The organism is Paraburkholderia aromaticivorans (assembly GCF_002278075.1).
Lineage (GTDB): Bacteria > Pseudomonadota > Gammaproteobacteria > Burkholderiales > Burkholderiaceae > Paraburkholderia > Paraburkholderia aromaticivorans.
In genome coordinates this window covers 1,122,690-1,142,792 of the sequence record NZ_CP022989.1, presented here as the reverse complement: position 1 = coordinate 1,142,792, position 20,103 = coordinate 1,122,690, and the positions used below count along the sequence as shown (strand labels likewise).

Here is a 20,103-nt window from a genome sequence, read left to right as displayed (position 1 = left end):
GGTTCGATTTGTGGTCTAGTAAACACCTTGAAGCCACTACAAGGTCAAGGCCGCCTTCCGGAGGGTCCATGAAAATCGGCGAATTGGCGAAAATCGCCCATTGCACGACCGAAACCATCCGCTTCTACGAAAAAGAGAGCCTGTTGCCGGAAGCGGAGCGCACCGAGGCCAATTACCGCAGTTATACGGCGAAGCACGTCGAACGGTTGCGTTTCATCCGTAATTGCCGCGCGCTCGACATGACGCACGACGAAATCCGTGCGTTGCTGCGCCTGACCGACGCACCGGCCACCGGCTGCGGCGGCATCAATGCCTTGATCGACGAGCACATCGCGCACGTCGACACCCGTATCGAAGAACTGAAGCAGTTGAAAGTGCAACTGACCACGCTGCGCGAGCAATGCCATGGCGAACAGGCCGTGGAAGACTGCGGCATCGTGCAGGGTCTCAACGAAATGGATGTGAGCGCGCCGCGTGCGCGGCATACGCATCTGGGTTGATGTGCTTCAGCCGTCGTCAGCTCGACAGCGGCCACCCATTCACGGCCGGGCCATTCAAGCGGTCCGCCAGATCAACAATCGAATCAGTTGGAGAAGCAACGTGTTTACCTGTAGAAACCAATCCTGCGAAGCGCAGTGGGAACAATCGGACGTCGTCATCAAGAACGAAGGACAGGGCCTCCTGTTCCGTTGCCCGATGTGCGGCGCGCGCAATTACGTCGAGCGTTTCGACGGCGACGACGGCTCGGTGCTGTACGAGCAGATCGAAGGCCGTCCCGCCGCCGGTCCCATGGCCGAATAGGTTTGCCCGCGGCAGCCTTTTTGCCGCGCTTGCAGCCTCTTGCCGCTTCCAGCGGATTCCAGCCGCTTTCAGCCGCTTTCAGCCGTTTCCAGACGTTCCAGCCGATTCCGAGCCATCACACCTATGAACAGTCCCACTCCCGCGGGCGCGCCGTTTAGCCAGCTCCCGCTGCCGCCCGCCACGCTCGCCAACCTGACGCAGCTCGGCTACGTCGAGATGACGCCGATTCAGGCCGCGAGCCTGCCCATCGCGCTCGCCGGCAACGATCTGATCGCCCAGGCGAAAACCGGCAGCGGCAAGACCGCGGCGTTTTCGCTGGCGCTGCTGGCGCGCCTCGACACGCGCAACTTCGCCGTGCAGGCGATGGTGCTGTGTCCGACGCGCGAGCTCGCCGATCAGGTCACGCAGGAAATTCGCCGCCTCGCGCGCGCCGAAGAAAACATCAAGGTGCTGACGTTGTGCGGCGGCACGCCGATGCGTCCGCAAACGGCCAGCCTCGAACACGGTGCGCACATCGTGGTCGGCACGCCGGGCCGCATCATGGATCACCTGGAGCGCGGCAGCCTGCAACTGCAGTCGCTCAACACGCTGGTGCTCGACGAAGCGGACCGCATGCTCGACATGGGTTTCTTCGACGATATCGCCACCGTCGTGAAGCAGTGCCCGAAAGAACGGCAAACGCTGCTGTTCTCGGCGACGTATCCCGAAGGCATCGTCAAACTGAGCCAGCAATTCCTGCGTAATCCGAAAGAAGTCAAACTCGCCGAGCGGCATGACAACACCAAGATCCGTCAGCGCTTCTATGAAGTGACCGAAGACGGGCGTCTGCACGCGGTCGGCCTGCTGCTGAACCACTATCGCCCGGTGAGCACGCTGGCGTTCTGCAATACCAAGCAGCAATGCCGCGATCTGCTCGACGTGCTGCGCGCGCAAGGATTTCATGCGCTCGCGCTGCATGGCGAACTCGACCAGCGTGAACGCGATCAGGTGCTGATCCAGTTCGCCAATCGCAGTTGCTCGGTGCTGGTAGCGACAGATGTCGCCGCACGCGGGCTCGACATCGCGCAGCTCGAAGCGGTGATCAACGTGGACGTGACGCCGGATCCGGAAGTACACGTGCACCGCATCGGCCGCACGGGCCGCGCCGATCAGGAAGGCTGGGCGCTGAGTCTCGCGAGCATGAACGAGATGGGCCGCGTCGGCAGTCTCGAACAGGCGCAAAAGCGCGAGGTCGAGTGGCACAAGCTTTCCGAACTGACAGCGGCGAGCAATGAGCGACTGTTGCCGCCCATGGAAACGCTGCAGATTCTCGGCGGACGCAAGGAAAAGATCCGTCCCGGCGACGTGCTCGGCGCGCTGACCGGCGAGGCAGGTTTCGCCGGCTCGCAGATCGGCAAGATCAACGTGACGGAAATGTCCACCTACGTGGCGGTGGAGCGCAGTATCGCGCGCGAAGCGTTGCGCAAGCTCAGCGCCGGCAAGGTGAAGGGCAAGAAGGTCAAAGTGCGCCTGATGGACGACGCCTGATGGTCGACGCCTAGGGCAAGGCCGGCCGCGAGCGCTCCGCTCGTGGCCGGGCGCATCACATTACGTCATACCTCCGCAGTTTCACGCGTTCTCCACGCGGCCTCGTTTCTTCCCCGAAAGCACCGATCTGACAGGCTTCGCCCGCGGCGGCGCGAGTTCGCGTCAGCCATGACGTAAACGCATGCGGCGCATGACAAAGTTTCGATTGTGACGGTTCTTTGGCTGATGCCTAATCACCAAACCAGAAGGGACCGCCGCGCAGCTGGCCGTCCGTGAATCCGCTGCCGGTTGGAGAAAGGGAGAAAGCCTTATGCAGAGCGCCACACAAGCCCGCTCGAAGTTGCCTGATGTGGGCACGACGATTTTTACCGTGATCGGTCAACTGGCCGCGCAGCACGATGCGCTGAACCTGTCGCAAGGCGCGCCGAATTTCGCGCCGGACGCCAAACTGATCGATGGCGTCGCCCAGGCCATGCGCGCCGGTCATAACCAGTACGCGCCGATGGCCGGCATCGCCGCGTTGCGCGAAGCGCTAGCCGACAAGGTCGCCACGCTGTACGGCGTGCGCTACAACCCGGCGAGCGAAGTGACCGTGATCGCGAGCGCGAGCGAAGGGCTGTATTCGACCATCAGCGCATTGGTGCATCCGGGCGACGAGGTGATCTACTTCGAGCCTTCGTTCGACAGCTATGGCCCGATCGTCCGCCTGCAAGGCGCCACGCCTGTGCCGATCAAACTCTCCATGAGCGACTTCCGCGTGGACTGGGACGAGGTCGCCGCGGCGATCACGCCGAAGACCCGCATGATCATCATCAACACGCCGCACAATCCGACCGCCACCGTGTTCAGCGAAGCGGACGTCGAGCGCCTGAAGGCCATTACGCGCAATACCGATATCGTGATTCTCGCCGACGAGGTCTACGAACACGTGGTGTTCGACGGCGCGAAACATCAGAGCATGGCGTGCCATTCCGAACTCGCGGAGCGCAGCGTTATCGTCTCGTCATTCGGCAAGTCGTATCACGTGACCGGCTGGCGCGTCGGCTATTGCCTCGCGCCCGCCGCGCTGATGGACGAGATTCGCAAAGTCCATCAGTTCATGGTGTTTTCTGCCGATACACCGATGCAATACGCGTTCGTCGACGCATTGGCCAATCGCGAGAGCTACCTCGGTTTGTCCGCGTTCTATCAGAAGAAGCGCGATCTGCTGACGGATGCACTGCGCGATTCACGCTTCGAGTTGCTGCCGAGCGAAGGGAGCTTCTTCATGCTCGCGCGTTTTCGCGGCTTCTCCGAGGAAAGCGACAGCGATTTCGTGCTGCGCCTGATTCGCGACGCCCGGGTTGCGACGATTCCGCTGTCGGCGTTCTATACCGATGGTACGGACTCCGGCTTGATCCGCCTGAGTTTCTCGAAGGACGATGCGACCTTGATCGAAGGCGCGCGCCGTCTGTGCGAGATCTGACCAGGTGAGTAGCGACCGCGCGCGACGGCGGCATTTTTGACCGCAGTATGATCGTCGCGCCGACACGTATCAGCGCGCCGCGGAGCGGCGTGACAATAAATCGAAGGGAAAGGGACCTGCTATGAAATTGCTCAAGCCTCTATTGGCGCTGGCCTGCGCATTCGCGTCGCTTGCGGCGTCGTCTGCCGTGAACGCTGCCGAGACCTCGACGCTGCGTTTCGGCCTCGAAGCGCAGTATCCGCCGTTCGAATCGAAGGGCCCGAACGGTGAGTTGCAGGGTCTGGACATCGACGTCGGCAACGCGGTCTGCGCCGCTGCGCATATGACGTGCAAATGGGTCGAGACCTCGTTCGACGGGCTGATTCCCGCGCTGCAGGGCCGCAAGTTCGACGCGATCAATTCGGCGATGAACGCGACCGAACAACGCCGGCAGACGATCGATTTCACCACTGTCGTGTACCGCGTACCGACGCAGTTGATCGCGAAGGGCGACAGCGGTTTGCTGCCGACCGCGGCCTCGCTGAAGGGCAAACGCGTGGGCGTGCTGCAATCGTCGATTCAGGAAACTTTTGCGAAGGCCCATTGGGAACCGGCGGGCGTGACGGTCGTGCCGTATCAGGACCAGAACCAGGTTTATGCGGATCTGGTGGCGGGCCGTCTCGACGCGACGCTGGTGCTGGCGCCGGCCGGACAGACAGGCTTTCTGTCGAAGCCGAACGGCAAAGGCTACGCGTTTGTCGGCGAGCCGGTGCGCGACGACAAGATTCTCGGCAGCGGCATTGCCTACGGGATTCGCAAGGGCGATACGGCATTGCGTGATCGCCTGAATGCCGCGATCGCGAAGGTGCAGGCCGACGGCACGGTGAAGACGCTGGCTACCAAGTATCTCGGCAATATCGACGTGACGGCGAAGTAATCTGTCGCGTTTCCGTTGTGCCGCGCTGTTCATCCGGTTCGTGAGTCAGCTTGTTGACGATGCGTTTGGCGGCTACGATACATAGGCCCTGCTGCGGCAAGGCCTATGCAAATATCGGAGAGCGCACAGATGAGCGGGATCACGCAAGCGGCAATTCACGCGAAAAGCGCTTCGGCGCCGCGATTCTGGCGCAATGACGCGTTGCCGTTCATCGAGGTGCGCTCCATCGAAGATGGCCGCGAAGTCTGTTACGCCAAACACTCTCACGAAACGTTCTCCATCGGCGCCGTTATCGGCGGACGCAGCGTCTATCTGAATCGCCACACGCGTGAGTGGATCGGCGCGGGCGCGGTCGTCATGATGAACCCGGACGACGTGCATGCCTGCAATCCGGTTGCCGGCGAGCGCTGGTCGTATCGCATGATGCATATCGATGTGGCATGGCTCACCGGTCTGCAACACCAGCTGGGTTTCAGCGAGAATCACGCATTTCGCGCGTTCTCGCAGACCCTGTCCACGGACGCGGCATTGTTCGGCGGCTTGAACCGGCTGCACGCGATTCTCGTCGATAGTGACACTGATATGTTGCGCAAGGAAAGCGCGGCCATCATCTTCTTCTCCGATGTGCAAGACAAGCTGAATCCGGCGCTCTTGCCGGATTACGACGCGAGCCGCCAATTGGCGCGCGCGGCGGAATTCATCGCTGAAAACTGCACGCGTTCGCTGAGACTGGACGACATTTGCGAGGCGGCCGGTCTGTCCGCGTCGCATCTGATCCGCGCGTTCAAGCAACGCTACGGCATGACGCCGCACGCTTACCTGATCAACCGGCGTATTCAGTACAGCCGCGCGCAACTCAGGCGCGGTCGTTTGATCGCGGACGTCGCGCTCGACGCCGGTTTCGCGGACCAGGCGCACTTGCAGAGAATCTTCAAGCGGCTAGTCGCGGCGACGCCGGGCCAATATCGGAGTTGAAGCCGCAGTGGCGCAGTGCGTCAGGCTGCGAGCAGATACAGCGCGCTTGCCGCGAGGAGCGCCGCCATCACGCGATTGAAAGACCTCACCCGCTGCGGTTGCCGCAAGTATTTGCGCAGGAACGTGCCGGCGTATGCCCAACTGGCAATCGATAGATAGCAGATCACGAAGTACACCGCGGTGAGTTGCCAGATGAGCTTGCCGTCGCCGTCGGCCGCATACGCGCCCATGCCGGCCAGCGATGCGAGCCAGGCTTTCGGGTTGAGCCATTGCATGGCCGCGCCATAGGCGAACGACGGTCCGCGCGCCGGCTTGTTCGCGCCGAGTTGACCATCGTCGGCGGCGAGCGTGTAGGCCATGTAGAGCAAGAAGCCCACGCCCGCCCATTTGACAATGGTGATCAGGTCGGGGAAATGGGCAAGCAGTTCATGCAGGCCCAGGCCGATCAACAGAAGCAGCACAGTGAAACCGACGGTCGCGCCGGTAACATGCCGCATGCTCGCGGCCAGCCCGTGTTGCGCGCCGGCGCTGAGCGCGACGACATTCACCGGGCCGGGAGAAATGGAACAGGCCAGCGCGAACGCGGCCATGGAGAGTAAAGCGGTCATCGGATGCCTCGATACGGAAGTGCGCAGGATCTGCGACGCTCAAAGGTATCGGGCGAGGGTGGTGGCTGTATTGAAGGAAATTGCTATGGCCGGCCCGTGGCGCTGCGCGCCGGGCCACGCGGATTTAGCGCTGTGTGATGCGGCACCATTGGTAAGGAAAGACGCCTTGGCCGACGTAGGCCCGGTACGTGGTGCAGGAGCTGGCATCGATGGTGAAGCCATGCCGCTCCAACGTGGGCCGCGTCTGTTCGACTAGCTGCGCATTCTCCGCGGCCACATCGCGTTCGTCGTCGTGCCGGACGTCGAGCCGGCACATGCGCTTGTCGGCGGCGTTGGGGGTCCATTGCAGGCTCGCATGAAGGTGCAGGTGGGTGATCGCGGCTTGCATCGTGCCGCAGCCCTTCATGCCGTTTGTCAGGCCGATTGCGTTTGCGAACCGATCCATCTTCGCTACGTTGTCGACGCGCCAGTTATAGCGGGCCGCGATGATTGCATAGGCAGGACCGCCGCGAGAACGCACCATGTCCGCGATGTGCCGATCGAATTGCGGCGAGAATGGAAAGCTGCCGTCGATTTGCGTGAACGCCACCGACACGGGAAAGAACTGCACGATCCAACCCCACGGCGGATCCCCGCCGACGATCACCGCCGTCGTGTTTTGCGGGCTAGCCAGGAGGGGCACTTCGGCACGGTAGGCCGCTCTTGCCCAGTGCTCGTGCCCCCAGGTTTCGACACCTCCGGCCACGACAACCAACGTCGTGATAGAGAGCAGCCACGCGGCGACGTGCCGCGCCGTCAGGTACGGCAGAAGCCGCTTAAGCAGCAGATACGCGACGAGTGGCGTGAGCGTTTCGATTGGAACAACGTAGCGGTAGATGCTGAACAGAATCATCCAGAGAAAGTAGCCCAGCGCCACGAAGGTCATGACGTATACCGCTCGCGAATTCAATCGCCGCGTTCGGGTCCGGCCACGCACCCGTTCCGCGATCCGCGTTGCGGCCAGCGTGAAAAAAAGCACGTACACCACAGGCCAGATGATCTGATGCAGGCGCGCTTGTCCGACCCGCTTCGAATCGAATGCAAAGACGAAGGGCCAGAGAATGTATTCGCGTGCGTTTTTCGGCAGCCACGATTGATCCGCGACGCCGCTCGGCGGAGTGAGCGGATTGGGGAAGATCGCGCTGAATTGTGGAAAGAACGGGTTGCCGAACGTGTGCCACATCACCGCCATCCAGTAGCCGCCCGCGGCCAGCAGGCCGGCGAGGGCGCCCACGCCGAACAGGAACGCTGCGCGCACTCGTGCGAACGGCGTGGCCGGCAATAGCAGCAACCCCGCGCAGAGTGCGACGGCAAACGGCGCGTTGGTCAGCTTGAGGCCCATGCCAAGGCCGGCGATCAGGCCGGTGCCGACCAGCGCCGCCGCGGTGGCCGCCGACCACGTTGCCAACCTGTCCCACAGATGCAGGACGAGAACGAGCGAGGCGAGCACGAACAGCGTGGTCGTGTCGTCGCCCATGGAATTGCCGAAGCCGGACAGAAAATTCGCTGTCAGGATGCCCGCTGCGGCAAGCAGTAACGGCGTGCGGTTCGCGTCTTCGGGCGCAAGCTCCGGCAGGGTTCGCCGGATGATCGACAGCAGCAGCACGAAATTGAGGCCATGCAGCGTACCGATGATGAATCCTACCAGTGGCGCGGCAAATGCCCGGTTCAATGCGTAGTAGAAGACGTCGAGCATCGGATTGAAGTAGCTCTGCATGCCGGCTGGTGCGAAGTCGGTATGCAGCTTGTCGTTCAAAAACGCGAAGCCGTTGTACTGGTGATAGTTGAACCCGTCCCAATTGCGGTCCTGTCCGAGGAAGAGCGACCACAGGCCGAAGAGGATCGGAACCCACACGCGCGCGGCGGCTGTCAGGCGAGGGTCGTTGAGATCCCGCGACAAGGTCCGCTGCCAGAAGGAGCGGCGAGCGGGGTGGTCGATCATGTTCATGTTCTTTGTCGGTGCGGGAAAATGCAAAGCTTTGCGCCGCGCGCGGGGTGGCGCGGGCAGCCGACATGGTATCGGAAGGCGAACGCGCCTGGTTCAGCACGCTCGCGGCGCGCGCGATCGGGCAGCCGGAAGCGCTCAAGCCGATCAGCGAATGCGTTCATACCGTTTCATGGTTTACAGAACGCGATCGTGGCATTCAATGCCGAAAAAATGGCAAAACTAAGTTTCGAGAGAAATGCCTTGGCGAGACATCGTGGCTATTTACCTGTGCTCGTTGCATCGACGAATGCTAACCCAGTAGACTCTGAGACGCCAGCGTGCCATGCACTAGAAAATTCTTAAATAACTCGCATGCGTAGGAAAATTCTAAGACATTTCCCTTTGATGAATCGATGTTTTGTGACAGATATTTTATTTGAATAGAAATCAATGTTTTTTGACAGATATTAAGGATTGACAAATACAAATGGATCGTGAGCTAATGCGTCGGATTTTTTTGGGCTACTTATAAGATTAGTTGTCCGTTGTGTATTGACGGATATCAAAGCGATCGCGCACGACAACATGAAAGTTTTATCGATCTTCGAGCGGGATGTGGTGGCTCAGCAGCGGGCCAAGCCATGCGTGCCGCGGTCTCGTGCGCGAAGTGACGCGTCGCAGACGCCGACGTGTGCGTCCGGTATGCAGGATCGAGCATGACGCAATCAACTCAACCCAATCGCGCTAAACACGCGGCAGGCTCACCGCGCCGTGCCGACAGCTACTTGCTGCCGACACTGTTTGACCGTCTGCGCGACGATGCACCGCATCGGCAGACCGAAGTGCCTGGCGAATATGCCGTCACGCGTACCCAGTTGCGCGACATCATCCAACGCGATCTGGCCTATCTGTTGAATGCGACCAATCTGGGCGATCTCATCGACCGCAAGCGCTATCCGCTCGTGGAGGTATCGACGGTGAATTTTGGCGTGCCGCCTCTTGCGGGCGCGTTCATGGCCTCGCGCAAGTGGTCCGATATCGAAAGAACAATCAAGGACGCGATCGAGCGATTCGAGCCGCGGCTGATACCCGAGTCGCTTCGGGTGGTTCCACGCAGCGACAGTGATCGTCAAGGCCGTCACAGCCAGGTGGCCTTCGAAATTCATGGGATGGTCCGCATGGAGCCGTATCCACTCGAATTCATGGTGCAAAGCTCGCTCGATCTGGAGTCGAGCCGCTTGCATACGGATCTAAAGCGTATCTGAACCAGGACATCAACGGAGCTGAAGCGCTCGCATGGACCCGCGACTACTCGAATACTACAACCAGGAATTGATTTACCTGCGCGAGAGCGCGGGTGAGTTCGCGCAGGCGCACCCGAAGATCGCGCGGCGCCTGGGCCTTCAGGCGGGTGAGATGACCGATCCCTATGTCGAGCGCTTAATCGAGTCGTTCTGCTTTATGGCCGCGCGCATGCGACTCAAGCTCGACGCCGAGTTTCCGCGCTTTACGCAACGCCTGCTCGAAGTCACTTACCCGAACTACGTTGCGCCCACGCCATCAATGGCCGTGGCGCAGTTTTATCCGGCTCACACGAAAGGCGATCTGACGGACGGTTTTTGTTTGCAGCGAGGGAGGAGACTCAAGACACCTACGCCCGGTAACGAGCATACGTCATGCACGTTTCGTACTACGCAGGATGTCGTATTGTATCCGCTGGAAATCGCCAGTGCGAGGTTCACGGGCGTTCCTCCCGACATTCCAGGAATCGAGCGCTATGTCCCGGCGCATTCGCAAGTGTGCGGCGCACTAAGGCTGCGCATTCGAACCACGAACCAGGAGAAGATTGCCTCGATCGGAAATCTGGATCGCCTGCCCGTCTATCTAGCGGGCGATGAGCAGGTTGCATCAAACCTGTTCGAGCTCGTGCATACGGCGGGCATTGCGTCGGTCGTTGGCGAGCCGGGTAAGTTCAACGCACCGAATCGTCCCTTCGCGGCAGTGACGTCAAAGGCCGTCGTTCACGAAGGGCTCGATCTCGATCAAGGCATGTTGCCGCTCACATGGTCGAAGTTTCACGGACACAATCTCCTGCAGGAGTATTTCGCGTGCCCGAGTCGCTTCTACTTCTTCACGCTCACGGGTCTTCAGGATGGCCTGAAAAAAGCTGAGGGCGAAGAAGCCGAGATCGTGGTGCTGCTCGACCGCGCGCCGGATCGGCTCGCCAGCCTCGTCGACGCATCACGCTTCGCGCTCTTTTGCACGCCGGTTATCAATCTGTTCCCGCAAAGACTGGAACGTATCGAACTGGCGGAGGCGAGCACGGAGTTTCATCTGGTGCCCAAACGTCAGGCACCGCTCGACTACGAAGTGTTCTCGGTTGAGGCGCTGCATGCCCAAGTAGGAAAGAGCTCGGCGAAGTTCGAATTCCGGCCGCTCTATCAGACACTGAACAACGACGAAGGCAATCACGGCCAATACTTCTCGGTGCGCCGCGAGCGACGTCTGCCTTCGGATACGTCGCGACGCTATGGCACGCGTACGGCCTATGTCGGCACCGAGACGTTTGTCTCGCTCGTGGATCAGCGGGCAGCGCCATATCATGATGGCATTCGCTATCTGTCCGCGGATGCGTGGCTGACCAACCGTGATTTGCCTCTCCTCGTGCCGCGCAACGGCGTGAACGATTTCATGCAGCTGGAAAGCGGCGAACCGGTTGCAAGCATCGGTCTGATTCGCCCACCGAGCGCGCCGCGGCCACCTTATGCGGAAGGCGAGACCGCGTGGCGATTGATCCGGCAATTGAACTTCAACTATTTGCCGCTCGAGGACGTCGATCATCGTCCCGGCGGCCAGGGCTTGCGCGACATGCTGCGGCTCTTTCTGAGCAGCGAAGACACTGAGCACCAGCGTCAGGTCGAGAGCCTGTTGGGCGTGAGGACCCGTTCCGTGACGCGCAAGCTTCCGGGCAATGGTCCGCTCGTGTTCGGGCGCGGCATTGAATGTCAGCTGACCGTCGACGAGACGGGGTTCTCAGGCACCAGCCCCTACCTGTTGGGGCTAATCCTCGAACATTATCTGGCGCGGCATGTATCGATCAATTCGTTCACGCAGACCGAATTGCATTCGATGCAGCGCGGCTGCATCATGCGCTGGCCCGTGCGCATGGGTACGCGAGGCGTGGCGTAATGGAGCGCAGCTTCGACACGCCGTTGCAGCGCGAATCGACGCTCTCTCCCGAGATGATCGAAGGCCTGCGGACCACGCCGTGGCGTTACGGGTTTTTGTCGCTGATGCGGCGCATCGGCGCGGATCCTCGCATCGAACCCGTCGGCACCGCCGCGCGCCCGCGGGCCGAGCCGTTTCGTCTGGGACAGCAGCCGAGCCTCGCGTTCGCCCCGCGCGAAATCGCCAGTGTCGGCGAGCTCGATGGACGCCTGCATGTGCGTCTGTTCGGTCTCGGCTCGCTCGGGCCAAACGGGCCGCTACCTAGCCATGTGACCGAGATTGCTCGAGAGCGGGAGGAAAACCGGGGCGACCGGACGTTGAGCAATTTTCTCGACATCTTTCATCACCGGTATCTCGCGCTGCTGTATCGGGCGTGGGCATCGGCGCAGGCCGCGGCAGGGCTCGATCGAGCCGACGACGAGAAGTTCTCGTTCTATATCGCCAGTTGGACGGGGCAAGACCTCGACGAGATCGCCGGCCGTGCGCTGCCACCGCATGCGCAGTTGGCCGCATCGGCCAACCTCGTGCGCGAGGCGCGCGATCCCGATGGGTTGCGCATGACGCTCGAACAGTATTTCGGCGTGCCGGTCCGCATCGCTGAGTACCAGTTTCATTGGGTCAATGTAACGCGCGAAGAACAGACGCATCTCGGTGAACCCAGCGCGGCCTCGGTCATGGGTGAGGGTGCCATGCTCGGCGAGTTGGCCCCGGATCGGCAGTATCACTTCAGGGTGGTGATCGGGCCTGTTCACCTGGACGAATACCTGCGTTTCACGCCGCGTGGCGCTGCGTTGCCCGAACTCGTGGATTGGGTGCGCAGTTTCGTCGGCCGGGAGTTCCAGTGGGAGCTGGAATTGCGCATCAAGGCAGAGAGCGCGCCACCCGCGGTGCTGGGTGGCGAGCAACAGTTAGGGTGGTCAGGATGGCTCGGCCGGTCGTCCGACGGCAAACCGATTACCGGCATGCTTTTCGAGCCCGAGGAGTACGTCAAGTGCGGTGCGCGATTCAATCCGGACGCAATGCGGCGTAACGCCGTTCAGGGGGTGGCATGAGCACGAAACGCAATTCGACGGCCCAGCACAAACCGTCGCACGACTGGATGACGCCGGTCGACCCGTCCGCTCCCTGCGGCGTAGACCTCGAATACGATCCGGAATTCGTGGTGTTATCGGCCCAGGTGGCGGCAAAAATGGATGCGCAGTATGGCGACTTCGTAGGCTCACCGGAGCCGATCAACTGGAGCGACGTCGAGCGCGATTGCCGACGGCTCATGATGCGCAGCAAGGACATCCGGCTTGCCGTGCTATTTACACGTTGCCGCACGCGTTTAGGCGCGGCGCCAGGATTGGCCGAAGGGCTGGGTTTGCTCGCTTCGTGGTTGACGGTCTTTGCCGACACCGTCCACCCGCAACCCGGCGTGGATGACGATAAAGACGCGGCGCTTGAAATTCGCATGAACGCGCTCCAGGCATTGACCGATACGGACGGGCTGCTATCGGACGTGCGCGATATCGCGCTGGCGCGCTCGTCAGCCACGCGTTTGCAGGTGCGCGACGTGGAGCGTGCGTTTGCCCAGCCGCGCCCGAGCGATGCGCTATCGGTGGAGTCTGTGACGCGGCAGCTTGAGGATGTGCGCGTTCAGCAGCCCGCTTTGATGGCGGGCTTCGACGCGGCGCTTGAAAGTCTTGACGTGATCGACACGTGGAATCGGGAAAGGCTCGGCGAGTTCGCGGCGGATCTCGCTGCATTGACGCGCATGCTCGAGCGTGTGGTGGGTGAAGGTTCCGATGCCGCGCATGCGGTATCCCTGTTGGAAGGCGAGATCGCCTCACCTGAGTTCGACGGGGTGCCAGCCACGGCCGCACTCGATGCCGCCACGCCCGAATCGCCGCAGCAGGAGGCGCAAAGCGGTGTGGCTGGACGAACCTTATCGGGCCGCGACGCGGCATTGCAATCTATTCGCGACGCACGACACTGGTTCGAAAGACATGAACCCAGCAGTCCGATTCCAATTCTGTTATTTCGTGCCGAGCAGTTTGTCGGTAAGCGCTATGTAGAAGCGGTGAAGGCGATTCCGGCTGAATTGATTGCTGAATGGGCAAAAGATGAATAGCACTTCAGCATGGATTATCGGAATTGCCATTGCGGCTTCGCGGTGCCGTTAGTGGTGTGAGTTGCAGATCAATGTCTATTTTCCGAGGTTTTGCGTCGTGCTGAAATCCTTGCCCCGCACTGTAACCATGCATGGTGCGGCACTGCCACGCACATCCACGGGTGAGCCCGCGTTGCTCTTGCGAGCCATCCTGGGAGAGGAAGCGCTCTCCCAGATATATACGTACACCCTCGACTGTTGCATACCGCTTGCGTCGGTTATGCCGGAGCAGGCCGCGGCAAACATCGACTTGAAGTCGATGATCGGGAAAGAATTGACCGTTAGTCACCCTCTCCCTAGGTGGGTGTTATCCAACAAGTGTTGAATCTGAAGGAGCGCGAAGACGAGCGGTTCGTCGGGCGTTTTATACCGCGTCGCGGCTGATCGCGCCCATTCCGGGTGGTAGCTGTTGCCCTCCGTAGTGAACGGCGCACATAGAAAAAGGTTGGACGGCCGGCTACCCTCGATGTTGGGCCAAGCGTGCTGCTCATTCCCGGCGCCGCTCACTGCGTTAACACTCGTCCCGAACACCCGTCCCGTCAGCCTCTGAGGGATCACGTCCGCAGGGCCGACCCGCGAACGGGTCACGCGGGCCTCCGGGCCTTCTGCGAGAGCTGCAAGGTGGCGAAATACAGCGACGGCTCGGCTGGACAGCGGAAGGATTGGGGGTACGCCCTTGTTCTCCGTGCCACGGCAGTCGGTGGGAAATGAAGGAGGCGACCTGCTAGATCGAGCCATTCCCACTGCACACTGAAGAGAGCCCCTTGTCGCAGGCTCGTTTCGATTGCCAGCTCGAACGCAAGCGCCGCCCACAGATTGCCGCTAGCCGATAGGCGCGCGTGCAGCATCTCGAATTCGCCGGGACGTAAACGGCGATCCCTTGCCTCGCTGCCGGATGGCTTTCGGATGTTCTTCAAAGGATTCGTCAGCGCTTCCATGCCCCATTCCTTGCGGGCGATTTCGAAAAGGTGGCTGATGACCTGAAGTTCGAGCCGAATGGTGTTTTCTGCGCGCCCGGCTGCCCGGCTGCCCGGCGTTCGTCTTGATACTTCGCGAAATCTGCGCCGCGCAAGTTGGCTAGAGTTCGATGCGACAGATCGTTGTCGATCCAGCGTTGGATGCGTCGGTTTTCTTGATACGGGTGGCGCTTCTCGGGGACGATCTCGCGGCGGTACCGCTCCAACGCTTGGCGGAGCGTGGTTCGCTCAGCTTCCGTACGATCGACGTACGCCCGGCTGTCCATCTCCGACTCCACCCGCCTCGCCCATTGCTGCGCCTGCTGCTTCGTATCGAATGTGCGATAGACAGGTTTGTAGCCGCGCCGACGAATTTCGGCACGCCAGTACGCGCCGCGCTGACTGATGTATGCCATTTCCAGACTCCATGCGAAAGGGTTGAGATCGCTTGGTCTGGATTCTTCCGTTCCGGCAGATTTCCGGCAAAGGCCAGTTTTTGACGCTGCCGCACGCCGACGACGGACGAAAAAAAAGCACCGCGATCGCTCGCAAGTGCTTGATTTTCAACAACAGAATTCGATGGTGGGGCGTGAGTGACTCGAACACTCGACCTACGGATTAAGAGGGTACGGGTCACAAGAAATCTCTTTTAAAATCAATATCCTGCTTCGCTTGCCAACATCAACCATAGTGCTAGACAGTGCTGAATCAAGGCATTTGCGTTCAGCGTAGCTACGTGGCAGCTACGTTGTCCTTGGACGGACATGCTGGCGCCTGTTCGCCCCAGATAGACAACACACGTTGTGCGTTGTCAGCTTCGATCTAAGCTGTCACCGGTCCCATAGTGCCGACGACAGCAGAGCAATATCGGCTTTCGCAAAATAGCAACAACGGGACTCGACCTGAATGGGATCTATTGCGACGCTCAAGAGTTCAACGCAGCTGCACCTGAGATCGGCTCAACTATGATCAGAGTACCTAGTAGTGCGCCTGAGTAACGTAGTTGATGGTATAACGATTGCCTCAACTTTATAGTAGTACGAGTCGGGTTGGGGGTGCGACGTGAACAAAATTGACGCCACGGAAACCGGGGAGAATAGCTGTGCCAAGGGTTGAATATCTTATTACCGTTGACCAGAAAGAAGCTTTTTGCAAGTCCGTATCCTCATTTAATAATTTATTGAGAACAATCGACGGAGTATCGATCTCAAAAACTGAGATGAAATTCGGTTCTCTCGTCATGCGTTATGAGATTCAATGCGGTGAAATTGAGCGCGATAAGCATCGCTTTTTTCATCTAAAAATTTCAGTCGATGATGAATCGCAAAATCGTGATTTTGAGGGGTTTTTAAAGAATATCAGAAGCCTCCTGCATAAGGCGGCAGCGAAACCTCCGCAAATATTGTGGGATGACGTTAGTTTTGGCTACGCGAAGACCGCTTACCCGATCGTGCATGAAATAGAAAACACGATGCGTAAGCTGATAACGAAATTCATGCTAATTAATGTCGGCGGTGGCTGGGCTAAAGAAGCTGTTCCGAAAGAAGTTCTAGAATCTGTTCGTTCGAAAGATGCAAAATTAGATCAAAATTATTTGTATGAAGTCGACTTTATTCAATTGTCAAATTTTTTGTTTAAAGAATATGCAAATATAAATCCAGCCGTTTTGATCGAGAGGCTGAAAAAAGCGGAGAAACTTGATGACTTGAATTTATCCGAGCTTAAGCTTGCAATTCCGCAATCAAACTGGGATCGATTCTTTTCAAAAATAGTTAACTGCGAAAGCGAATACCTTCGGTCAAGGTGGGAGCGCTTATACGAGAGACGCAATCAGGTGGCGCACAATCGCCCGGTGACTAGGGGGGATTTTGAAGAAATAGTCGCGCTGCGTGATGAACTCGCGCCGAAACTGCAACACGCGATCGAAAATCTAGATCAAGTGACAGTCTCAGAGGATGAGCGTGAAATGGTTTCTGAAAATGTTGCTCTTACGAAGGGGGAAGGCTATTACGAGTTCTTATCCGCATGGAACGAGTTTCACGAAAACTTGCTTATTTTGGTCGATCAGCTCCTCGAATCGGAGGGGAAGCATGAGTCTAGGCCAGATCCAAACAATATTAGATCGCTGGTAAATGTCGTCACCAAGCGATACCATTTATTAACATCGGACCAAAGGTCGGAGATTCAAGATTTAGTTCGGCTGAGGAACTATATCGTTCACGAGCCGTCCGTGATCGTTCCCTCGCAAGTGCTATCTCGGCACTTGGAAAGTGTTCTTGGTTACACACGCTATTTGAAAGACAAATTAAATGGGATCGCGAGGAGTGGCGCCCCTGTACGCAATTTCACGGGCGACAAAGATGATGACGATCAGCTCGAGAGTCCACAAATGCCAACCTGACTGCCTAGCGAGACCTGAGATGTAGCATCAATTGATCGCCGGTCGGAAGACCGGCTCCGCTGGTGCTGCGCACGGAAACTGGAGAGGCGAAACCGCAAAAGCGTACAGCGAGGCAAGTCCCCACCAATCTCGGTGATCGTCACGCGGCCATCGACGAATTTGACAGGTGATCCACCATTGTGTAGCGGACTAGGCGCTTCATTTCTTGGAGGCTGATGTCGGCTACGCTGATTGACTCTACTCCGGCCTCTACGATACGAATGCCATGACGCTTCGCCAGTTCCGCCCGCGTAACTTTCTTTGTTCCGTCCAACGGGTCCGGCAGCGTGTCCTTGAAAATCTGCTTGACCGCTTTGCTCCGTACTGTAACGGGCGAGTGTTCTTCGTGCACTAGAAGCGTGATGCCCAGCAGATACGGCGACGGCATTAACCCCAACGTCTCGGTCCAAGGTTCGTCGCTGTCGGGCTCGATCGTCAGATAGATTCCATAAAGAGCGTCTTTCTCCTTCGCCAACTTTTCTTCCAAGATCTGCTTGAGCCGCGATTCTCCTAGAGCATCGTTGAACTCATCCGGAAGCGCGACACGGGTGTAGCTTCTACCCATCCAGCCGGAAAAATTGTCGAGCCACTGATCCTTTAATGATCCGGCTTGGTTGACGCGATCTTTGATGTGAAATTCTGGCGCCGGAAGCAACGCAAGGCAGTTTCGAGGCAGCCACTTGCGCTTTTGAATGTCCACATTCAGGGCCATCTTGAGGTCTGCGGATTCCGCCTCCACGTGAAGAACGCGGGGATCGTCGCCCTTCACCTTTGCAGGGCTGCATTCGTCCACTCCGTAGGCTCCGACCACCTCGAACACGGGCACTTTCTCGAAGGACGGGTTATATAAATTGCACGTTTGCGAAGCAACGATCCAGAAATCGGCCTCGTCGCAAGGATGACCAACAGCAGCCAGTTGACAGGATTCAATAACCGAGCCCTGCCACCATCCTTGATCCCTTATTCGAATCAAAACGGTGGCAGGGTCGTCAGAAGGAGTCGCTGCGGCGGTCGATGTCTGAGAGGCTCGATTCTCCGACGTAAGCTGACGCGCGCCGGGACGACCTAGTCGTTGCAGACATTTCCGCAGAAAGTTCATTCAGCTTTGCCACCAGGGCGGCCGTGAGATCGGGACCCGATAGCGTATCACTTTGGAGCGTAGACCGGAATGAACCACTCGGCAACGTGATATTCCAGACCGCCTTTAACTTCTTAAGGTCTGTGTCATCGAAACTGCCAAGCGCGTCCGCCAGCGAGTTGATACGGCCAATCATAGTGGGTCGGGGGGCGGCACCTTCATACCAATCGTAGACTGCCTTCCTTGTGACGCCAAGCAGATCGGCAAGTTGCGTGACGGAAATTCCGAGGCGCGTCTTCACCATGTCCAATTGGCCGGGGGTTGACAGCTCTGCGGCTGATTGGCCCGATGCTCGCTCTTCAATAGAAGCTTGGAGGGTAACCATCAACGGCTTGCCATCGATGACAAAGAGCAATGCCTTTTGTCCAGAGACACCGGCCGGCGCAGTTGCTAACGATTCGCTACCATTAAGCCATTCCGACTCAAACGAAGCTGCAGAAAACGTGCCGAGCGGAAGCTCCTGCCACCCCGGAACTCTAAGGGGCATTGAGCTATCCCATTGCACATTAATCGAGGGCGGATTGATGTCGATCATGCTATTTCTCTCCTCGCCATACTTCGAACGCAAAGTCTGTACATACCGCATCATGCCTAAAGAATGCATTAGCATTCTTATGCAAGTTATCGAGCGTTTTCTCGATTTCCTTTAGATCCTGACGTCGCGGCTGCGAGAAGTTGAGTACCGAATCCATGTCGAGCAGCATTTCATCTCGCTGCAATTTCGTCAGGATCAAGGGATTTTCTGGCCCTTGGATCGTTGCGATGAGTCCGATCAAATCAACCGGAATAGACAAAGCCTCCGCACTGAACACACTCCGCACACGAAGTTGACTTTCGCCAGCGCCGTAAATGTATTGTGATACGCCGCCAATTGGATCGAAAGTTGGAACAGGAGGCGTCAGAAAGTCTTCCGCGACGTAGTCAGCCAAGGTTTCCCCTTGTCGCGGCTTGATATGATCGACGTAGCGAACGCCAGTGCCGGTAACGTCCAAAAACTTCATATGCTCGAAGAGCAAGCCCAAGCAACGGGTGATGAACTCCCCGAACGCAGCGAACCTGCTGTATCTGCGGGCAAAGAATAGCACCTGTTCTGTCCCCAACTGCACACCGAACGACCGATCGCTAGCCATGATGAGCCAAGCCTGCGTAGACGATTCAGCAATCGGAGTTGCGCCGTGGGTCATCACCAACTGCGTCTGCTGCTGGACATTTTGCAAAAGAGGCGTCGCATCCCGTAGTTGCTCGTGTATTTCCGGGATCTTGGACGGTAGCAGCGGCAACGGCGCAAACCGAACCGATGCGAGAGCATACAGCAGAGGCGAATGTGGAAGGATGCCGCTGCGATCGGTCATGTCATCTTGCCTATCGATGTGTTTTCAAGTTAACCGCGAAACTATACATCAAACTATACAACACGTCGCGCTTCTCACAAGTGACTTTTCGTTGCTACCGACGGCGTCCTTCGCTACAAGCGAAGCGGTAAAATCTTCCTCTTGATCGCTCAACTTCGTCGGCAATGCTCGACCGGCGTTACCCACCGAGCGTATGAGGATCCGAACGTGACCTACCGATGCTCAGCCTCGGCGGGCCGGCGCCTGTATTCGTCGAGAAGGAAAGAAACGGTGCCTTCGGGATGTTGGATTGCGTTGCTGCCGCATGTTCTAAGCTGCTGAGGTTTGTCGGCACCCACCGCGCGTTCAAGGGCTTTCTGGTCACCACTCTCAACGGCGCTCATAACCGGATTGGTGAAGTCATCCATACAGTTCTGCATTTGGAAAATTTGGCGTGTCCATCGCCACACCCATCCCAATTCGTTTGTCGGCATGCCCAATACCAGCCCTACTAGTCCGAGACAAAGGATCGTCTTGCTACGAAGGGACAGTCCAGACCAAAAGGCATCTAGAATCCAGAGCACTTTCATCGCACTTATC

At 58.6% G+C, this 20,103-nt stretch carries 20 protein-coding genes; 12 read left to right on the top strand and 8 right to left on the bottom strand.

Features of this window, described 5'->3' with window-relative positions; genetic code table 11:
• Positions 1-68 precede the first annotated feature (68 nt).
• The 6 genes from cadR (at position 69) to CJU94_RS05135 (ending at position 5,684) form a co-directional block, all read left to right on the top strand.
• Positions 69-500, top strand: a complete 432-nt coding sequence (gene cadR / locus CJU94_RS05160; protein WP_095417799.1) for a Cd(II)/Pb(II)-responsive transcriptional regulator — start codon at positions 69-71, stop codon at positions 498-500.
• Positions 501-600: 100 nt separating this feature from the next.
• Positions 601-801, top strand: a complete 201-nt coding sequence (locus tag CJU94_RS05155) for a hypothetical protein (protein ID WP_095417798.1) — start codon at positions 601-603, stop codon at positions 799-801.
• Between the two features lie 123 nt (positions 802-924).
• Positions 925-2,328: an ATP-dependent RNA helicase DbpA gene (gene dbpA / locus CJU94_RS05150; protein ID WP_095417797.1), complete on the top strand. Its 1,404-nt coding sequence runs from the start codon at positions 925-927 to the stop codon at positions 2,326-2,328.
• Between the two features lie 310 nt (positions 2,329-2,638).
• Entirely contained in the window at positions 2,639-3,793 is a 1,155-nt protein-coding gene (locus tag CJU94_RS05145) for a pyridoxal phosphate-dependent aminotransferase (RefSeq protein WP_095417796.1), read from the top strand.
• A gap of 121 nt (positions 3,794-3,914) precedes the next feature.
• A complete protein-coding gene (locus tag CJU94_RS05140; RefSeq protein ID WP_095417795.1) occupies positions 3,915-4,709 on the top strand; it encodes an ABC transporter substrate-binding protein in 795 nt (264 codons plus the stop codon).
• 129 nt (positions 4,710-4,838) lie between these two features.
• Positions 4,839-5,684: a helix-turn-helix transcriptional regulator gene (locus CJU94_RS05135; RefSeq protein WP_095417794.1), complete on the top strand. Its 846-nt coding sequence runs from the start codon at positions 4,839-4,841 to the stop codon at positions 5,682-5,684.
• A 20-nt stretch (positions 5,685-5,704) separates the two neighbouring features.
• Here CJU94_RS05135 and CJU94_RS05130 read toward each other — a convergent pair whose 3' ends face one another.
• Both CJU94_RS05130 and CJU94_RS05125 read right to left on the bottom strand, forming a co-directional pair.
• Positions 5,705-6,292, bottom strand: a complete 588-nt coding sequence (locus CJU94_RS05130; protein WP_095417793.1) for a LysE family translocator — start codon at positions 6,290-6,292, stop codon at positions 5,705-5,707.
• Between the two features lie 124 nt (positions 6,293-6,416).
• A complete protein-coding gene (locus CJU94_RS05125; protein ID WP_095417792.1) occupies positions 6,417-8,279 on the bottom strand; it encodes a hypothetical protein in 1,863 nt (620 codons plus the stop codon).
• Positions 8,280-8,284: 5 nt separating this feature from the next.
• Between CJU94_RS05125 and CJU94_RS05120 the strand changes: the two genes are divergently transcribed.
• From CJU94_RS05120 to CJU94_RS05100, 5 genes are all read left to right on the top strand, one after another.
• Positions 8,285-8,572: a hypothetical protein gene (locus tag CJU94_RS05120; protein ID WP_095417791.1), complete on the top strand. Its 288-nt coding sequence runs from the start codon at positions 8,285-8,287 to the stop codon at positions 8,570-8,572.
• Between the two features lie 402 nt (positions 8,573-8,974).
• Positions 8,975-9,523, top strand: coding sequence for a type VI secretion system baseplate subunit TssE (gene tssE, locus CJU94_RS05115; protein ID WP_095417790.1), 549 nt, complete (start codon positions 8,975-8,977; stop codon positions 9,521-9,523).
• A gap of 31 nt (positions 9,524-9,554) precedes the next feature.
• On the top strand, positions 9,555-11,447 hold the full coding sequence (gene tssF / locus CJU94_RS05110) for a type VI secretion system baseplate subunit TssF (protein ID WP_095417789.1): 1,893 nt from the start codon (positions 9,555-9,557) through the stop codon (positions 11,445-11,447).
• Positions 11,447-12,538: a type VI secretion system baseplate subunit TssG gene (gene tssG, locus CJU94_RS05105; protein WP_095417788.1), complete on the top strand. Its 1,092-nt coding sequence runs from the start codon at positions 11,447-11,449 to the stop codon at positions 12,536-12,538. Before tssF ends, tssG begins: the two co-directional genes overlap by 1 nt.
• The gene (locus CJU94_RS05100; RefSeq protein ID WP_095417787.1) at positions 12,535-13,599 is read left to right on the top strand and encodes a type VI secretion system protein TssA; all 1,065 of its coding nucleotides are present in this window, start codon (positions 12,535-12,537) and stop codon (positions 13,597-13,599) included. Before tssG ends, CJU94_RS05100 begins: the two co-directional genes overlap by 4 nt.
• A gap of 623 nt (positions 13,600-14,222) precedes the next feature.
• On the opposite strand, the gene CJU94_RS05090 is transcribed toward CJU94_RS05100, so the two are convergent.
• Together CJU94_RS05090 and CJU94_RS05085 are read right to left on the bottom strand one after the other, a co-directional pair.
• The gene (locus CJU94_RS05090) at positions 14,223-14,576 is read right to left on the bottom strand and encodes a site-specific integrase (protein ID WP_095417786.1); all 354 of its coding nucleotides are present in this window, start codon (positions 14,574-14,576) and stop codon (positions 14,223-14,225) included.
• A complete protein-coding gene (locus tag CJU94_RS05085) occupies positions 14,564-15,010 on the bottom strand; it encodes a hypothetical protein (RefSeq protein WP_095417785.1) in 447 nt (148 codons plus the stop codon). The genes CJU94_RS05090 and CJU94_RS05085 overlap by 13 nt, the downstream gene beginning before the upstream one ends.
• A gap of 803 nt (positions 15,011-15,813) precedes the next feature.
• Here CJU94_RS05085 and CJU94_RS05080 point away from each other — a divergent pair.
• Positions 15,814-16,995: a HEPN domain-containing protein gene (locus CJU94_RS05080; RefSeq protein WP_095417784.1), complete on the top strand. Its 1,182-nt coding sequence runs from the start codon at positions 15,814-15,816 to the stop codon at positions 16,993-16,995.
• Between the two features lie 139 nt (positions 16,996-17,134).
• On the opposite strand, the gene CJU94_RS05075 is transcribed toward CJU94_RS05080, so the two are convergent.
• The 4 genes from CJU94_RS05075 to CJU94_RS40750 form a co-directional block, all read right to left on the bottom strand.
• Entirely contained in the window at positions 17,135-17,854 is a 720-nt protein-coding gene (locus tag CJU94_RS05075; RefSeq protein WP_095417783.1) for a hypothetical protein, read from the bottom strand.
• Positions 17,855-18,023: 169 nt separating this feature from the next.
• On the bottom strand, positions 18,024-18,707 hold the full coding sequence (locus tag CJU94_RS05070) for a hypothetical protein (RefSeq protein ID WP_095417782.1): 684 nt from the start codon (positions 18,705-18,707) through the stop codon (positions 18,024-18,026).
• A gap of 1 nt (position 18,708) precedes the next feature.
• On the bottom strand, positions 18,709-19,524 hold the full coding sequence (locus CJU94_RS05065; RefSeq protein WP_095417781.1) for a TIGR04255 family protein: 816 nt from the start codon (positions 19,522-19,524) through the stop codon (positions 18,709-18,711).
• A gap of 212 nt (positions 19,525-19,736) precedes the next feature.
• Positions 19,737-19,931: a hypothetical protein gene (locus CJU94_RS40750; protein ID WP_157763718.1), complete on the bottom strand. Its 195-nt coding sequence runs from the start codon at positions 19,929-19,931 to the stop codon at positions 19,737-19,739.
• Between the last annotated feature and the right edge of the window lie 172 nt (positions 19,932-20,103).